Origin of the sequence: Streptomyces sp. NBC_01261, from assembly GCF_036226385.1 — a bacterium.
GTDB lineage: Bacteria > Actinomycetota > Actinomycetes > Streptomycetales > Streptomycetaceae > Streptomyces.
Map to the genome: position 1 here is coordinate 1,926,374 of NZ_CP108463.1, position 15,660 is coordinate 1,942,033.

Genomic DNA, 15,660 nt, shown 5'->3' on the forward strand with positions numbered 1-15,660 from the left:
CATCGAGCCCGCTAGATTCCGACGAAGTAAAGAATTAAATACGCAAGTCACTGCAAGTTTCTTGCATAAGTACGCAACTCACTGACGTTACGCGGGCGGGGCGTCCACCGTCCGCACGGCTGCCGTGTCGAGGTCCAGCCACGCTTCCTCGGTCAGTTCGGTGGCCACCCAGCGGGCAGCGGACACGACCTCCTCCGGGGTGCGGAAACCCGCGACCACGCAGGCCACGCCGGGGTCGCGCAGCGGGAACCGCAGGGCGGCTTGCGGGAGTTCGGTGCCGTGTCGACCTGCCACCTCGGCGAGAAGCCGAGCCCGACGCAGTGCCGAATCCGAGGCGGGGCCGTAGTCGAAGGTGGCGTCACTAGGTGGGTAAGGACGGCTGAGCAGGCCGGAGTTGAACGGGGCGGCGGCCACCACGGCGACCCCACGTTCGGCGCACGCGTCCAGCAAGGGGCGGGCGGTACGGTCGAGGAGAGACCACCGCCCGGCCACCATCACGGCGTCGACCTCCGCCTCCGCGACGACGCGCAGCAGCGGGGCGACCGTGTTCGCGCCGACACCGACGGCGCCGATGACACCCTGGTCGCGCAGCGCGGTCAACGCCGGCAGCGCATGGGCAAGGGCAGCGTCCAGGTGATCGTCGGGATCATGGACGTAGACGATGTCCACATGGTCCAACCGCAGGCGTTCCAGGCTGCCTTCGAGGCTTCGCAGCACGCCGTCCCGTGAGTAGTCGGGGCGGCGGACCAGTGTGTCGGGTACGGCGAAGCCGCCTGCCTTCAGGTCGGAACCGGTGGGTGCCGGGTGGGGTTCCAGCAGCCGGCCGACCTTGGTGGAGACGGTGAACTCCGCCCGCGGGCGGTGCGCGAGGGCGTCGCCGAGCCGCCGTTCCGACAGTCCGAGGCCGTAGTGCGGGGCGGTGTCGTAGTAGCGCACCCCCGCGTCCCAGGCGGCGTCGAGGGTGGCCCGCACCTGGGAGTCGCCGATCGGGCTGTGGAGATTGCCGATGGGGGCGGCACCGAATCCCAGCGTGCCGACCTGGACGCTCGTACGACCGAGTGGGCGTGCCCTCACGGGATTCCCGCTTCCACGGCCCGCGCCGCATAGAGAAGGATCTGCTTCATCTGGCAGGCAGGACCTTAAGGATGGGATCCATTTCACGCAACACCTTGGCAGATATGCGTAGTTCACTAGCCTTCGTCAGCATTTTTGCAGGGTCGCATACCGAGATCCGTCCGATCTCTTCCCAACTCGCAACGCCAGTGCCATATTGGCCACGGAAAATGAACCTGATTCATTCGTGACGCAAGAGGGGTTCGCCTTGGGTGACTCAACACCGGCCTACCGTCCGGGGTACGAACTGGTCGCGGAACAACTGCTGGAGTACATCGCCCAGCAGAACCTGCGACCCGGCGACCGCCTCCCCACGGAGCAGGGCCTGGCCCAGATCCTGGGAGCGTCCCGCAACGTCACCCGCGAGGCCGTGAAGGTGCTGGCGGCCATCGGCCGGCTCACGGTGCGGCGGGGCGCCGGCATCTTCGTCGCCGCCTCGGTCGGCGGACTGCTGGACGACGAACTCTCGCACTTCCGGCCGACCAGCATGGAAGACGTCCGCATGCTCCTGGACTACCGCAAGGTGATCGAGTCGGAGACAGCACGCCGTGCCGCCTCCCACGCGACCCCGATCGAGGTCCGGGCCATCCGGGAGAGCGCGGAGAGTTCCCTGACGGCGGCCACGATGAACGATGTGGACACCTTCGCCAAGGCGGACGCGGCCTTCCACGACTCGGTGGGCGCCGCCTCGCACAACGTGTTCCTGCGGGCGAGCGTCGCCGGCGTGCGCCGCCTGGCGTCCCAGTCCGACGTGCTGCTCTTCCACGGTGACGTGCCCGGATCGCTGGAAGTTGCCGCACACCAGCATGTGGCCATAGCGGAGGCGGTCGCCGCGGGGGCGGCCGATCTCGCCGAGCGGTTGATGGTGGAACACATCGGTACCACCCAGAGTCAGTTCGAGAGCAAGATCCGCGACCGGCTGTTCAGTACCGACGCTCACGCGGCCCCCGAGGGACCTCCGGGGCCCTCTCAGTAAGTGTCAGCACCGGGGCTCCACCGCCGTCCGCGGAGGCGGCAACCCCGTAGATCCGGCCGACCCCGCATGTGCCGCAGCACGGCGATCGGGTCGCCCGACGCCCTGAAGTCCCGGTGGACGACCGGGACTTGCAGGTATCAACCTCTCTCAGGCGATTGGATAGGTGTGTCTCATCCGTCTGCGCGCAGGGGCGCCTCCGTGCCGCTGCGAAGAAGTTTCACGGCCGTCTGCTCGGCAGCCGTGGTGGCCGCCCTGCTGAACGCCGTGCCGGCCCACGCGGCTCCCAGGTCATCGGACCTCGATGTCTATGTCTCCCCGACCGGCCGGGACGCGGGCTCCGGTACCGCCGCACACCCCTTCAAGACCCTCGACCACGCGCGGGACCACGTACGCGACGTCAAGCGGAAGGCCAAGGGCGACATCCATGTCCGGCTCATGTCCGGCACCTACCAACTCAGCCGTACGTTCGCCCTGACCGCCCGGGACTCCGGCCGCGACGGACACCGGATCTTCTACGAGGCCGCGCCCGGCGCGCACCCGGTGATCAGCGGGGGCAGGCAGGTCACCGGCTGGACCCCGGCCGACTCGGCGGGGAAGGTCTACAAGGCCAAGGTGGGTGACATCGACACCCGACAGCTGTATGTGGACGGCGAGTTGGAGACCCGGGCGCGCAGCGGCAAGAACCCCGCCGGGTTCAGCCAGACGTCCACCGGCTACGCCTTCACCGACTCAGCCCTCAACGCGTACAAGCGTCCCTCGGACCTGGAGGTCGTCAGCTCCTGGGGCTGGAAGCTGATGCGCTGCCCCGTGCAGTCGATCGCCGACAACAAGATGACGATGCAGCAGCCCTGTTGGCACAACGCGCATCTCCAGCAGGGCCAGGAGATCCAGAACCCGACCTGGCTGGAGAACGCCCGCGAGCTGCTGGACACCCCCGGTGAGTGGTACCTGGACAAGGGCGCGGGCGAGATCTACTACATGCCCAAGTCCGGCCAGAACCTGGCCACCGCGAACGTCACCGTGCCGCTGGTGCAGGATCTGGTGGACCTCGACGGCACCAGGAACGCTCCGGTGAGCGACGTGTCCTTCCGGGGCATCACCTTCTCCAACTCCACCTGGCTCGCGCCCAGTTCCTCCGAGGGCCTCATCGAGGGCCAGGCCGGTTTCCGGATGGTCGGCAACGACCCGACCTTCGACGCGACCCGCCTGAAGTGGCAGAAGACGCCCGGCGCGGTCAATGTCGGCTACGGCCACGACATCGGCTTCGAGGGCAACACCTTCACCCATCTCGGCGCGGTCGGGCTGAACTTGAACACCGGTACCCAGGGCACCGACATCACGGGCAACGTCTTCCGCCAGATCGCCGCCACCGGCATCCAGATCGGCGGGGTCGACGTGATCGACGCCCACCCCGACGACCCGCGGGACATCACCAAGGACACCCAGGTCGCCAACAACGTGGTCACCAAGGTCGCCGACCAGTACAACGGCTCCGTCGGCATCCTGACCGGCTACACCGACCACACCACCATCACCCACAACAAGGTCTACGACCTGCCCTACACCGGCATATCCGTCGGCTGGGGCTGGGGCCTCACCGACCAGGGCGGCGACACCAACTACCCGGGGAATCTGGGCGTTCCGATCTGGGACACCCCCACGACCAGCCGCGACACCAAGGTCACGGACAACGAGATCTCCGACATCATGAAGTCGCAGGCCGACGGCGGCGCCATCTACACGCTGAGCTCCGACCCCGGCGGGGTGGTGTCCGGCAACTACATCCACGGCACGCCGCCGCCCGCCTACGGCGCGATCTACCACGACGAGGGCAGCCGGTACTGGACGAACACCGGCAACGCCCTGTGCGACGTCGCCTACCAGTGGCTGTTCCTCAACCACGGCATGGACATCGACGCCACCGGCAACTTCACCACCCAGCCCGCCTACTCCACCCAGGCCAACAGCACGGACAGCACCATCACCGGCAACACCACGGTGGACTCCTGCGCCCAGTTGCCCGCTTCCATCGTCGACAACGCGGGCCTGCAAGCGAGTTACCGCCACCTCGACCCGGACCCCGCCGTCCCCGACCACCAGGCGCCCGGCAGGCCCGGCACGCCGAGCGCGGTCACCGACTTCCCGACGATCGCGGACCTCACCTGGCCCGCGTCCACCGACGACACCGCGGTCACGGGCTATTCCGTCTACCGTGACGGCAAGCTGGTCAGCGCCACCGGCAAGACCTCGGTGCGCCTCCCGGGCCTGACCGCCGGCAAGACGTACGCCTTCAAGGTCACCGCCCGTGACGCCGCCGGCAACGAGTCCCCGCCCAGCCAGGCGCTCAAGGTCACCATGCCGTCCGGCTCCGACCTCGCCCTCAAGAAGCCCATCACCGCCTCGTCGTACTCGGAGGCCAACACCCCGGAGAAGGCGGTCGACGGAGACCTCTCCACCCGCTGGGCCCAGGGCCTTGGCCTGCCCGACCCGTCCTGGATCCAGGTCGACCTCGGAGCGTCGTACGACGTGAACGGCGCGATCACGACCTTCGAGAAGGCCGGCGGCTACAAGTACCGCATCGAGGTCTCCCCCGACGAGGTCCACTGGAAGACCCTCGCGGACCGCACCGCCGCGAACACCACGGCGGCGACCGACTACGCCCACACGGACACCCCGGTCGCGGGCCGCTTCGTACGGCTGACCGTCACCGGCTCCAGCTGGAACGGCGGCAGCATCTACGACTTCCAGGTCTACGGCACCCCCGGAACCGTCGCGGACCACACGGCCCCGACCGCCCCCGGACAGCCCACGGTCAAACCGCTGCTGCCCAGCCTGGTCGATGTCGGCTGGCCCGCGGCCACCGATGACACCGGCGTCACCAGCTACGTCGTCTACCAGGACGGCAAGCGGATCGGTGTCACCGACGCCACGACCCTGCGGGTCTCCGGCCTCACCGCCGACACGTCGTACTCCTTCACCGTCGTGGCACGCGACGAGGCGCTGAACGCCTCCGCCCCCAGCAAGGCAGCGGCCGTCACCACGCCGGCCGACAACGACCTGGCCCTGAACAGGACGGCGACCGCGTCCTCCGAGTCGGAGGGCCACGCCCCGGCGAAGGCGGTCGACGGCGATCCGTCGACCCGCTGGGCGCAGGGCCTGGGACTGCCCGACCCGTCCTGGCTCCAGGTCGACCTCGGCAAGGACACCGCCGTCTCCGCGGTGGTCACCACCTTCGAGTTGCCCAGCGGCTACAAGTACCGCCTGGAGTACTCCACCGACGGCCAGAACTGGTCGACGTTCGAGGACCACACGGCCGGGAGTACCACCGCGCGGACCGACTACGCCTTCGCCGACACCCCCGTCATCGCACGCTTCCTGCGCCTGACCGTCACCGGTTCCAGCGGCAACGGCGGCAGCCTCTACGCGCTCCAGGCGTACGGCGGTTTCTGAGCACTCCGACGCGGAGTACTCCGATTCCGGATACTCCGCGTCCCAGCCGAAACCTTTCTCCCTACAGAAGACGAAAGCCAGGATGAAGATCACCCATGTCGAAGTGCACCGGATCGATGTTCCGGCAGCCAGTCCGCCCTTCCGCTGGCGCGACGGGCTGAGCGGCAGCGCTCCGGTGGGCGACGGCGCGGTCCTGCACATCGGGACCGACGACGGGGCCGAGGGCGTGGCGGTGTTCGCCCGTCCCGGCGCCCACTCCATGCTGCGGGACCTGGTGGACCGGGTCTTCCGCGCGGAGCTGGTCGGAGCCGACCCGTTCCAGCGGGAGTGGCTGTGGCACCGGGTGTGGGAGCTGGACCGTATCCACGAACTCCCGCTCCCCGCCCTGGGGTTGATCGACATCGCCCTGTGGGACCTGGCCGGCCGCTACCACGGCGAACCGGTCTGGCGCCTGCTCGGCGGATTCCGGGACGCCATCCCCGCCTACGCCTCCACCTCGACGTTCGCCGGCATCGCGGAGTTCCTCGACGTGGCGGACCAGTGCCTGGAGCTGGGCTATCGAGGCATCAAGCTGCACGCGTGGGGCGATGCCCGCCGTGACGCGGAACTGTGCCTGGCCCTGCGCGAGCACGTCGGTCCCGACGTCCCGCTGATGTACGACGGTTCGGCGGGCTTCGACCTGCCCGACGCGATCCGGCTGGGGCGGGCGCTCTCCGAGGCCGACTACCTCTGGTACGAGGAGCCGATGCGGGAGTTCAGCATCTCCGCGTACCAGAAGCTGGCCGAGGTCGTGGACGTACCGCTGCTGGTGGCCGAGACCTCCGACGGTGCCCACATGAACGCGGCGGACTTCATCCGCTCCGGTGCCGCCACCTTCGGTGTCCGGGCCGGCACCACCCTCCGGGGCGGTGTCACCGGCGCCATGCGCACCGCGCATCTCGCCGACGCCTACCGGCTGCGCGCAGAGGTGCACGGTTCGGACATCCCCAACCACCACCTGTGCATGGCCATCTCCAACACCACCTACTACGAGTCCCTGGTGACCTCGGTGAACGTCGTCCGAGAGCGCCACGTGGACGACCAGGGCCTGGTGCACGCCCCCACGGGGCCCGGCATCGCCCTCCCCCTCGATTTCGGCTACGGCAGCCAACTCCTGCCGTTCGTCGAGCAACCGCGCTGAGCGGCGCGAGAACAGAAAGGCAAGGCAAGACGATGGAGTCTTCCCGATCTCGGAGAACCGGTCGGCGTCACTCGCTGCTCCGCGCGGCGGCCGTCACGCTGTCCCTGGCCACCGTGGCCGCCCTGGCCGGCTGCGCCAGCGCCGACACCACCCCTTCCGCCTCCCAGCAGTCGGCGTTCAAGCCGGTTGCGCAGAAGGCGAGTTCACAGATCACGGTGTGGGCCGACTCGACCCGGCTGCCGTCGGTGCAGGCGTACCAGAAGTCTCACCCGGACGTGAAGATGAAGATCGTCACGTACGACGGCGGCGCCGACGGATCGACGTACCTCCAGTCGAAGGTGCAGCTGTTCGACCGCACCGGCAGCGGCTGGCCGGACGTGGTGTTCGGCACGCCGACCGACGTGACCTGGGCGTCGGAGGCCACCAAGCCCGGCGCGCGGCCGTTCGCCGCGCCCCTGGACGAGAAGCTCGTACCGCAGAACACCCTGGACGGCTTCGCCAAGGGCTCCCTGACGCCCTGTCAGTTCGACGGCCACACCTACTGCATGCGCAACGACATCGCGCAGGTCGTCCTCTGGTACAACAAGTCCCTCATGGACAAGTGGGGTTACCGGGTCCCCACCACATGGGAGGACTACGAGGCCCTCGGCACGAAGGTCGCCAAGGAGCACCCCGGCTACCTCGTCGGCTCGGTCGGTGACACCAACTCCCATGAGTCGTACTTCTGGTCGGGCCAGTGCCCGGCGTTCAGCCTGACGAAGCCGGACACCCTGCGCACCGACCTCCAGGACCCGAAGTGCACCCGGATGGCGACCCTGCTGGACCACCTGATCAGCGCCAAGGCCGTCGCCACCCAGGGCTTCTTCAGCCAGGGCTTCGCCAAGAACAGCGGCGGCAAGGTCCTGATGGCCTACGGCCCTTCCTGGTACGGCCAGTACCTCTTCAAGGCCGGCTTCAAGACTCCGGCCAAGCAGATCGCCGCGGCGCCCCCGCTGACCTGGAAGGGGGAGAGCGCGGCGGCCACGGGCAACGTCGGCGGCGGTGTGTGGATGGTCTCCTCGCACAGCGCCAACCTCAAGGCGTCCTCGGACCTGGTGACTTGGCTGACCACCTCCGACGCGAACCAGGCGACCGCGCCCACCTACCCGGCGTACACGCAGGCCGCGAAGGCGTGGCTGGCCAACCCGGCCAACAAGGACTACTTCGCCAATGATGTGAGCGGGGCGTTCGAGCAGGCCGCGAACGAGGTGTGGACCGGCTGGTCGAACACCAGGTTCTCGGACTCCACCGCATGGTCCAGCGTCGTACTCCCGGCGCTGACCGCCGGAAAGAGCCTGACCGAGACACTGCCGGCCTGGCAGCAGGAGATCGCCGGCGAGGCAAAGACCCAGGGCTACAAGGTGGTCGGTCAGTGACCCTGCTGGAGACCGAGCGCGTCACCGTCTCCCCCCTGCGCCGTGGCACCACGCCACGGCGCAGGGGCCGCGGTCGCGCGGGCTACTTCTTCGTCGCGGGCTACGCGCTGCTGCTGCTCGCGTTCGGCGTCTTCCCCACCGGGTACGCGTTCTACCTGTCCCTCACCAACGACCGGGGCCAGTTCACCGGGCTCAACCAGTTCACGAAGGTCGTCCAGGACTACCGCTTCGCCCCGGCCTTCACCCACATGCTGATCTATCTGGTCATGTGGCTGGTGACGCTCGTCGTCGTGGTAGTGCTGACCGCCGTGATCCTGCGCAGCCGCGTGCGTCCGGGCACCTCGGCGCTCTTCCGCTTCCTCTACTACATCCCCGGCGCCCTCGCCGGAGTGGCGAGCGTGCTGGTCTGGCTGTTCATGCTGGACCCCGACGTGAGTCCGGTGTCGCGGCTGCTCAACGCCCTGGGCTTCAAGACGTTCGCCGCCGTCCTGGCGCCCGGCAACCTGCCGCTGATCCTCATGCTGATCGCCTTCTGGACCGGTGCCGGAGGCTGGATGGTCGTGATGTACGGGGCGTTGAACAACATCCCCGACGAGGTGCTGGAAGCGGCCCGCATGGACGGCGCGGGCCCGTGGCGCACCGCCTGGCACATCCAGATCCCGATGATCAGGCAGTGGATCGTCTACATGGCGATCATGGCCTTCGCGACCGGCACCCAGCTGTTCGTGGAGCCCCAGCTCCTCCAGACCGCCAGCCTCGGCAGGGTGAGTCCCACCTGGTCGCCGAACCAACTGGCGTACGTCTACGCCTTCCAGCAGGGCGACTTCAACGGCGCCGCCGCCGTCTCCGTCGTCCTCCTCGCCGTGGGCCTCCTGGCCGCCGGTCTCCTGGTAGCCCGCTCGAACCTGTTCACGTTGGACGAGAAATGACACAGACCGCTCTCCTCCTGATAGCCGTGAGGCGGCGCGTCCGCCCGTCAAGGAGCCTCCCCTTCCTGGTCGTCGGACTCCTCCTGGCCTTCCTCCTGGTGTTCTTCGTCCTGCCGGTGATCTGGCTGCTGCTGGCACCGTCGAAGACCGCCGGCGAAGTGGTGCGGGACAACCCGCTGTCCTTCGGTTCGTTCCATCAAATAGGCACGGCCTGGCGGCACTTGTTCGCCTTCCAGGACGGCGCCATGACGAGGTGGCTGCTCAACTCGGCCATCTACTCGGGCGGTTCACTCGTCCTGACGCTGGCCGTCAGCGTTCCGGCCGGCTACGCGCTGGCGCTGACGAAGTTCCGGGGACGCAAGACGCTCCTCGTGATCACCCTGGTCACCATGATCATGCCGCAGGCCACCCTGGTGCTGCCGATCTTCCTGGAACTCAACCGCTTCCATCTCATCGGCACCGTCTGGTCGTTGATACTCCCGTTCTCCTTCTATCCGTTCGGCGTGTACCTGGTCTACATCTACTTCGGGAGCAGCCTCCCCAAGGACCTGCTGTCCGCCGCGCGCATCGACGGCTGCACCGAGTGGCAGCTCTTCGCGCGCATCGCGCTCCCGCTCGCCAAGCCGGTGGTCGGACTGGTCGCGTTCTTCAGCTTCGTGGGCAACTGGAACAACTTCTTCCTGCCCTACCTCGTCCTGCCGAACAGCGAGCAGTTCCCCGTCCAGGTGGGCCTGAACCAACTCCTCACCTCCACACCGTCGTTCAATCCGGTCGCCGGCGCCGGCCTGAACATCACCATCCCGGAACTCGCCCTGGCCATCGTCATCGCCATCCTGCCCGTGCTGGTGCTCTTCCTCTTCTCGCAGCGCACGCTGGTGTCCGGGATGCTCGCCGGATCGAGCAAGGAATGAACGGCGCCCTGTCCGCGAAAGGAAACCCCGTGTACCGGCTCGATCCGCGCCACGCCCCCGCCGAACAGGCCGTCCTCCACACCGGATGGCAGGCAGTGGCCTCCCAACTCCCCACCGGACCGGCAGTGTTGGCCATCGACGGCCCCCCGTCCGTCGACTGGTCCCTCCTCGCCGACCGCCTCGCACACGAACTGACCGAGCGCGGCACCCCCGTCACCCTGCTCGACATCCGGAGCCACTACGCACCGCCGGCACACGTCAGGAGCCGTACCGAACACCTGGCAGACGCCGACGACCCGTACTTCCGCAAGCTCGCCGACAACCCCCTCGACGACCTCTTCGAAACCCTCCCGGTACCCGCACCGCCACAGACAGCACTGCTCCTCGTCCACGGCCCCGGCGCCGCCCTCGTGGAGCACGACCTGCTCTGGTACGCCATGTACCCAAGCCCTACGCGGAGGCCGCCGCCGGCGCGGGCGAGACGGACGCCAACCTCGGACTGCCGGGCGAGAAGCCCGACTTCAGGCGGCTGTTCCACATCGACTGGCCGATGCCGGACCGGCACCGCGACACACTCGCACCCCACCTCGACGCCTGGCTCGACGTGCAGCGCCCCGACCACCCGGCATGGCTCGACGGAGCGGGCCTGCGCGCCACGTACGCCGCCCTGGCCCACAGGCCCGTCCGCACCCGCCCGTACTTCAACTCCACTCCCTGGGGCGGCCATTGGGCCCAGCGCGAGCTCGGCTTCAACCCCGACTCCCCCAACACCGCGCTCGGTTACGAACTGATCGCACCCGAGGCCGGCATCCTCATCGGCACCGGACCGGAGACGAAGGGGAAGGCGTCACCGTGCACACGGCGGCCGGAGACCGGCACGAACTGGCCTACGCGGAGACGCTCACCGTGCCGGCCGCGGTGGGCCGCTGCACCCTGCGAGCAGCGGTCGGCGGCCCGGTCCGTGTCATGAAGGCGCTGGTCCGTTGCTCCCTGTCCTGGAGATCGGCGGCACCCATGTCACCGCGGCGCTCGTCGACCCGCGCGACGGCCGCGTCACCAGATGTACGCGCAGGCCTCTCGACGCGGACGGCGACGCCGAAGCCGTACTCGGCCGCGTACGCGACTGCGCCGACGGACTGCCGGTACCTCCTGGCGCGCGGTGGGGCGTGGCGGTGCCCGGACCGTTCGACCACGCACGGGGGGTCGCCCTCTTCAGGGGCGTGGGCAAGTTCGAGGCCTCTACGGGATGGACGTGCGGCGAGCACTCCTCCACGGACTACGACAGCGCCCCGGCGACATCGTGTTCCTCAACGACGCCCACGCCTTCCTGACCGGCGAGTGGTCCATGAGCACCGTCCGCGGACACCGCCGTGCCGTGGGCATCACGCTCGGCACCGGTGTCGGCTCCGCGTTTCTCGCCGACGGCCGCATCCGCGACACCGGTCCCGGCTACCGCCCGAGGGCCGGATGGACCTCACCGGGATCGACGGCCGACCGCTGGAGGACACCGTCTCCCGCCGGGCGATCCTCACCCGCTACGGCGACCCCGCCGCCGACGTGAGCGACATCGCCGGTGGAGCCCGCGCGGGGGGAGGAGCGGGCCCGGCGGGTCCTGGACGACGCCTTCACGACACCGGGCGTCGCGCTGGGTCCGCGCATGGTGGGCTTCGGGGCGACCGCCCTGGTCGTCGGAGGCTCCACGGCCCGCTCCTGGGACCTCGTCGCCCTCGCTGTGTCCGCCGGTCTCGCGGCCGGGGGCTGGACACCGGACGACCCGGGTGCCCACGCGGATCCGCCGCCGCCCGGAGTTCGTGCGATCAGACCCGCCGGCTCCGCGGAGGACGCCGCACTGGTGGGCGCGGCCCGCGCGGCAGGCGGCGCGCTCAACCCCGCGGACGGGAAACGCCCCATACGAAAAGGGCCCCCGCAAGCTCTCGCCTGCGAAGACCCTTCACACCGTCGGGACGACAGGATTTGAACCTGCGACCCCTTGACCCCCAGTCAAGTGCGCTACCAAGCTGCGCCACGTCCCGGTGCGCTTCCCACGGAGAACCGTGTGATCGCGCGAACAGCACTTTACCCCACGCCGGGGTGCGCCGAAGCCGGTGCCGGGCGCGGGACAATCGTCGTATGAGCGACACAACCTCAGGCGGTACGGCCGGTGCGCGGGACCGGGACGGCGAGGGGCGGGCGCGCAATGCCCGGCCTCGGGACGGGCTCGGGCGGCCGTTGCCGTACGACGCGGACGGTGTGGCGCGGCAGCCCGAGGGGGTCGTGCGGGCGCCGGAGGACACCGTCGTCGAGGCGCAGGCCCTGCTCGACGAGGGGAAACCGTTCCACGCGCACGAGGTCTTCGAGGACGCCTGGAAGTCGGGGCCGGACGAGGAGCGCGCCCTGTGGCGCGGGCTCGCCCAGCTCGCCGTGGGCCTGACGCACGCGGCCCGGGGCAACGTCACCGGCGGGGTCCGGCTGCTGCGGCGTGGTGCCGGGGGCGTCGAGGAGTGGGCGGCCCGGTCGGGGCGGGAGCGGCCGTACGGGATGGATCTCGCCGGGGTCGCGGCCTGGGCTCGGGGGCTCGGGGACGACGTGGAGCGGGGCGGCGGGAGTGTCGACGCGGGGGCGCGGGCACCTCGGCTGCGCGGGACGTCGTAGCCGACGGGGAGTTCCAGTCGTCCCGGTAGATGTCGATGCGTGCCGGTGCGGTGTACGGGCTGTCAGTGGCGTGGGGCAGACTCGGGGGTGTGCGAAAGATTCATGTCATCGGTATCGGCGCGGGCGACCCCGAGCAGCTGACCCTGCAGGCGGTCAGGGTGCTGCGGAGCACGGACGTGTTCTTCATCCTCGACAAGGGTGAGGTGAAGTCCGACCTCACCCGGCTCCGCCGGGACATGCTCGACGTACACCTGCCGGAGGGGACGTACCGCCTGGTCGAGGCGCGGGACCCGGAGCGGGACCGGAAGGCCGGCGGCGCCGCGTACTCGCCCGCGGTCGGGGACTGGCGCAGTGCCCGCGCGGACATCTACGAGCGGCTCGTCGCCGAGGAGTTGGGCGAGGACGAGAGCGGCGCGTTCCTGGTGTGGGGCGATCCCTCGCTGTACGACAGCACGCTCGGCATCCTGGAGGAGATCCTGGAGCGGGGCGCGGTGGCGTTCGAGTACGACGTCGTGCCCGGCATCAGCAGTGTCTCGGCGCTCGTCGCCCGGCACCGCACGGGGCTGAACCGGGTCGCGCGGCCGGTGCAGATCACCACGGGCCGGCGGCTGTCCGAGGGGTTCCCGGACGGAGTGGACGACGTGGTCGTGATGCTGGACGCGCACCAGGCGTTCCGGCGGTACGCCGACCAGGACATCGACATCTACTGGGGCGCCTACCTGGGCACCCCGGACGAGATCCTCGCCTCCGGTCCGATAGCCGAGGCCGCCCCGCGCATCGAGCGGCTGCGCGCGGAGGCCCGTGAGCGCAAGGGCTGGATCATGGACACATATCTGCTGCGGCGGCACCCGAAGGACGAGTAGCGGGCACGGGGGGCCGGGCACACGAGCGGACCCGCCCACTGTGCAGAGGTGGCCCCCTGGTGTGAAAGTGACCTCGTGACAGTCGCCGAGGAAACCTCGCTGCCTTCCGCGCAGCAGCCCCCCGTGCTGGATTCCCGCCGCCGCAACGTCGTCTTCGTGACGATCATGCTGGGCATGCTGCTGGCAGCCCTCGACCAGACGATCGTCGGTACGGCCCTGCCCACGATCGTGTCGGACCTGGGCGGTGCCGAGCACATGTCGTGGGTGGTCACCGCCTATCTGCTCGCGGAGACCGTCGCGACCGTGCTGGTCGGCAAGTTCGGCGACCTGTTCGGCCGCAAGGTGGTCTTCCAGGTCTCGGCGATCGTGTTCATCTCGGGCTCGTTCCTGTGCGGTTTCTCCACCAACATGACGCTGCTGATCGCCTGGCGCGCGGTGCAGGGCATCGGCGCGGGCGGCCTGATGGTGACGGCGATGGCACTGATCGCCGACGTCATCCCGCTGCGCGAACGCGGCAAGTACCAGGGCGCCATCGGCGCGGTGTTCGGCGTCGCCACGGTCATCGGACCGCTGCTCGGCGGCCTGTTCACCGACCACCTCACCTGGCGCTGGGCGTTCTACGTCAACGTGCCCATCGCGATCGTCGTCGTCATCGCGGCGGCCCGCACCATCCCCGTGGTCAAGTCGGCGATGCGGCCCGTCATCGACTATCTGGGCATCGCGCTCGTCGCGGTCGGCGCGAGCTCACTGATCCTGGCGACGAGTTGGGGCGGCAACGAGTACGCGTGGGGTTCGGCGACCATCATCGGCCTGTTCGTGGGCGGCGCGATCGCGCTCGGCCTGTTCTGCTGGGTGGAGACCCGCGCCGAGCAACCCATGCTGCCCATGCGGCTGTTCACCAACCCGGTGTTCGCGGTCTGCTCGATCCTCAGCTTCATCGTCGGTTTCGCGATGCTCGGCGCGCTGACGTATCTGCCGACCTACCTGCAGTACGTCGACGGCGACTCGGCCACGATCTCGGGTGTGCGGACGCTGCCCATGGTGATGGGGCTGCTGATCGCATCCGTCTTCAGCGGCAACGTGGTCAGCAAGACAGGCCAGTACCGCATCTTCCCGATCATCGGCTCGGCGGTGATGGGCGTCGGCCTGTATCTGATGTCCCTCATGGGCCCGGGCACCGGCGCGTTCCTGGAGTCGGTGTACATGTTCGTGCTCGGCACCGGCATCGGGCTGTGCATGCAGGTGCTGACGATCGCCGTGCAGAACACCGTCGAGTACACCGACCTCGGCACCGCGACCTCCGGCGTCACCTTCTTCCGTACGCTGGGCAGTTCGTTCGGTACGGCCGTCTTCGGCACGATCTACGCCAACAGCCTGGCCCCCAACCTCAAGGACGGGATCGCCTCGGCGGCGAGGACCAGCGCGCTGAACCCGGCCGTGATCACCAAGGCGGCGACCAGCCCCGAGGGCCTCCACAAACTGCCGCACGCCGCCGCCGCGCCGATCATCAACGCCTACGCCGACACCATCCACACGGTGTTCCGGTGGACGGTCCCGGTCGCCGTGATCGGCTTCGTCGTCGCCCTGTTCCTCAAGCAGGTGCAGCTGCGCGACAGCGCGCGGTTGGGCTCCACCGACATGGGCGAGGGCTTCGCGTCACCGCGCGGCTCGGACTCGCAACGGCTCCTCGAAGCGGCCGTTGGCAAGGTCATCGGCAGCACGGACCTGGACACCGCCCGGCGAATCATCACGAACTCCGACACCCGGCTGGACATCGCCGGTGCCTGGGCGGTGATGCAGGTCGAACTGTTCGGCAGGATGGTCGGCCACGCGAGTCTCGGCCTGATCGCCGCCCGCCGCCACCTGCCCCCGGAAGTGCTCCTCCCGGTCTTCGACCGCATGGTCGAGGAGGGCTATCTGACCCGCGACGGCTACCTCCTCTCCCACACCGCGGCCGGCGAACGCGAGGCCGAGGTCATCGGCAAGGCGTGGGGCACCTGGCTGGAGGACCGCGTCCAGCAGGACATCGGCCGCCCCTCGGGCACGGATCTGCGCGCCGCGGTCGACTCCATCGCCAAGCGGCTCCTCGTGGAGGACCTGAGCTCCGGACTGCCGCAGCGCGCCGCGGAGTTGGAGACCAGTTCGGCGCCGTGAAAACCGGGTGAAGGGTG

The 15,660-nt window shown here is 69.3% G+C and carries 11 protein-coding genes, 1 tRNA gene and 1 pseudogene; 11 read left to right on the plus strand and 2 right to left on the minus strand.

The genetic code is table 11. The features are described from left to right. Positions 1-87 precede the first annotated feature (87 nt). Positions 88-1,074 (minus strand): aldo/keto reductase, encoded by a 987-nt coding sequence (locus OG226_RS08455; RefSeq protein ID WP_329348456.1) that lies wholly within the window; start codon positions 1,072-1,074, stop codon positions 88-90. A 247-nt stretch (positions 1,075-1,321) separates the two neighbouring features. Between OG226_RS08455 and OG226_RS08460 the strand changes: the two genes are divergently transcribed. From OG226_RS08460 to OG226_RS08495, 8 genes and pseudogenes are all read left to right on the plus strand, one after another. Continuing rightward, positions 1,322-2,089 (plus strand): FadR/GntR family transcriptional regulator, encoded by a 768-nt coding sequence (locus tag OG226_RS08460; protein ID WP_328676104.1) that lies wholly within the window; start codon positions 1,322-1,324, stop codon positions 2,087-2,089. Positions 2,090-2,329: 240 nt separating this feature from the next. Next, on the plus strand, positions 2,330-5,539 hold the full coding sequence (locus tag OG226_RS08465) for a discoidin domain-containing protein (RefSeq protein ID WP_329353340.1): 3,210 nt from the start codon (positions 2,330-2,332) through the stop codon (positions 5,537-5,539). A gap of 82 nt (positions 5,540-5,621) precedes the next feature. Then, positions 5,622-6,719 carry an enolase C-terminal domain-like protein gene (locus tag OG226_RS08470; RefSeq protein ID WP_329348457.1) on the plus strand — a complete coding sequence of 366 codons (1,098 nt, stop codon included), beginning with the start codon at positions 5,622-5,624 and terminating at the stop codon, positions 6,717-6,719. Between the two features lie 32 nt (positions 6,720-6,751). Further along, positions 6,752-8,134: an ABC transporter substrate-binding protein gene (locus OG226_RS08475; RefSeq protein WP_329348458.1), complete on the plus strand. Its 1,383-nt coding sequence runs from the start codon at positions 6,752-6,754 to the stop codon at positions 8,132-8,134. Continuing rightward, positions 8,131-9,063, plus strand: coding sequence for a carbohydrate ABC transporter permease (locus tag OG226_RS08480; protein WP_329348459.1), 933 nt, complete (start codon positions 8,131-8,133; stop codon positions 9,061-9,063). The genes OG226_RS08475 and OG226_RS08480 overlap by 4 nt, the downstream gene beginning before the upstream one ends. Beyond that, the gene (locus tag OG226_RS08485; RefSeq protein ID WP_329348460.1) at positions 9,060-9,974 is read left to right on the plus strand and encodes a carbohydrate ABC transporter permease; all 915 of its coding nucleotides are present in this window, start codon (positions 9,060-9,062) and stop codon (positions 9,972-9,974) included. The genes OG226_RS08480 and OG226_RS08485 overlap by 4 nt, the downstream gene beginning before the upstream one ends. 550 nt (positions 9,975-10,524) lie before the next feature. Continuing rightward, positions 10,525-10,944, plus strand: a complete 420-nt coding sequence (locus OG226_RS08490) for a hypothetical protein (RefSeq protein ID WP_329348461.1) — start codon at positions 10,525-10,527, stop codon at positions 10,942-10,944. Between the two features lie 13 nt (positions 10,945-10,957). Continuing rightward, positions 10,958-11,952: pseudogene (locus OG226_RS08495) on the plus strand (ROK family protein). On the opposite strand, the gene OG226_RS08500 reads toward OG226_RS08495, so the two are convergent. Continuing rightward, positions 11,934-12,007 (minus strand) — tRNA-Pro (locus OG226_RS08500). The pseudogene OG226_RS08495 and the gene OG226_RS08500 overlap by 19 nt on opposite strands. A 97-nt stretch (positions 12,008-12,104) precedes the next feature. Here OG226_RS08500 and OG226_RS08505 point away from each other — a divergent pair. The 3 genes from OG226_RS08505 (at position 12,105) to OG226_RS08515 (ending at position 15,643) form a co-directional block, all read left to right on the plus strand. Further along, the gene (locus tag OG226_RS08505) at positions 12,105-12,626 is read left to right on the plus strand and encodes a DUF309 domain-containing protein (protein ID WP_328676110.1); all 522 of its coding nucleotides are present in this window, start codon (positions 12,105-12,107) and stop codon (positions 12,624-12,626) included. An 89-nt stretch (positions 12,627-12,715) separates the two neighbouring features. Continuing rightward, on the plus strand, positions 12,716-13,489 hold the full coding sequence (cobF, locus tag OG226_RS08510; protein ID WP_329348462.1) for a precorrin-6A synthase (deacetylating): 774 nt from the start codon (positions 12,716-12,718) through the stop codon (positions 13,487-13,489). Positions 13,490-13,564: 75 nt separating this feature from the next. Then, a complete protein-coding gene (locus OG226_RS08515; protein ID WP_329348463.1) occupies positions 13,565-15,643 on the plus strand; it encodes an MDR family MFS transporter in 2,079 nt (692 codons plus the stop codon). Positions 15,644-15,660 lie beyond the last annotated feature (17 nt).

What these genes read in the sequence shown, in the direction of transcription:
- OG226_RS08505 (WP_328676110.1), top strand. Translation starts at nt 12,105, where the DNA reads ATGAGCGACACAACCTCAGGCGGTACGGCCGGTGCGCGGGACCGGGAC.
- OG226_RS08475 (WP_329348458.1), top strand. Translation starts at nt 6,752, where the DNA reads ATGGAGTCTTCCCGATCTCGGAGAACCGGTCGGCGTCACTCGCTGCTC.
- OG226_RS08470 (WP_329348457.1), top strand. Translation starts at nt 5,622, where the DNA reads ATGAAGATCACCCATGTCGAAGTGCACCGGATCGATGTTCCGGCAGCC.
- OG226_RS08485 (WP_329348460.1), top strand. Translation starts at nt 9,060, where the DNA reads ATGACACAGACCGCTCTCCTCCTGATAGCCGTGAGGCGGCGCGTCCGC.
- OG226_RS08490 (WP_329348461.1), top strand. Translation starts at nt 10,525, where the DNA reads ATGCCGGACCGGCACCGCGACACACTCGCACCCCACCTCGACGCCTGG.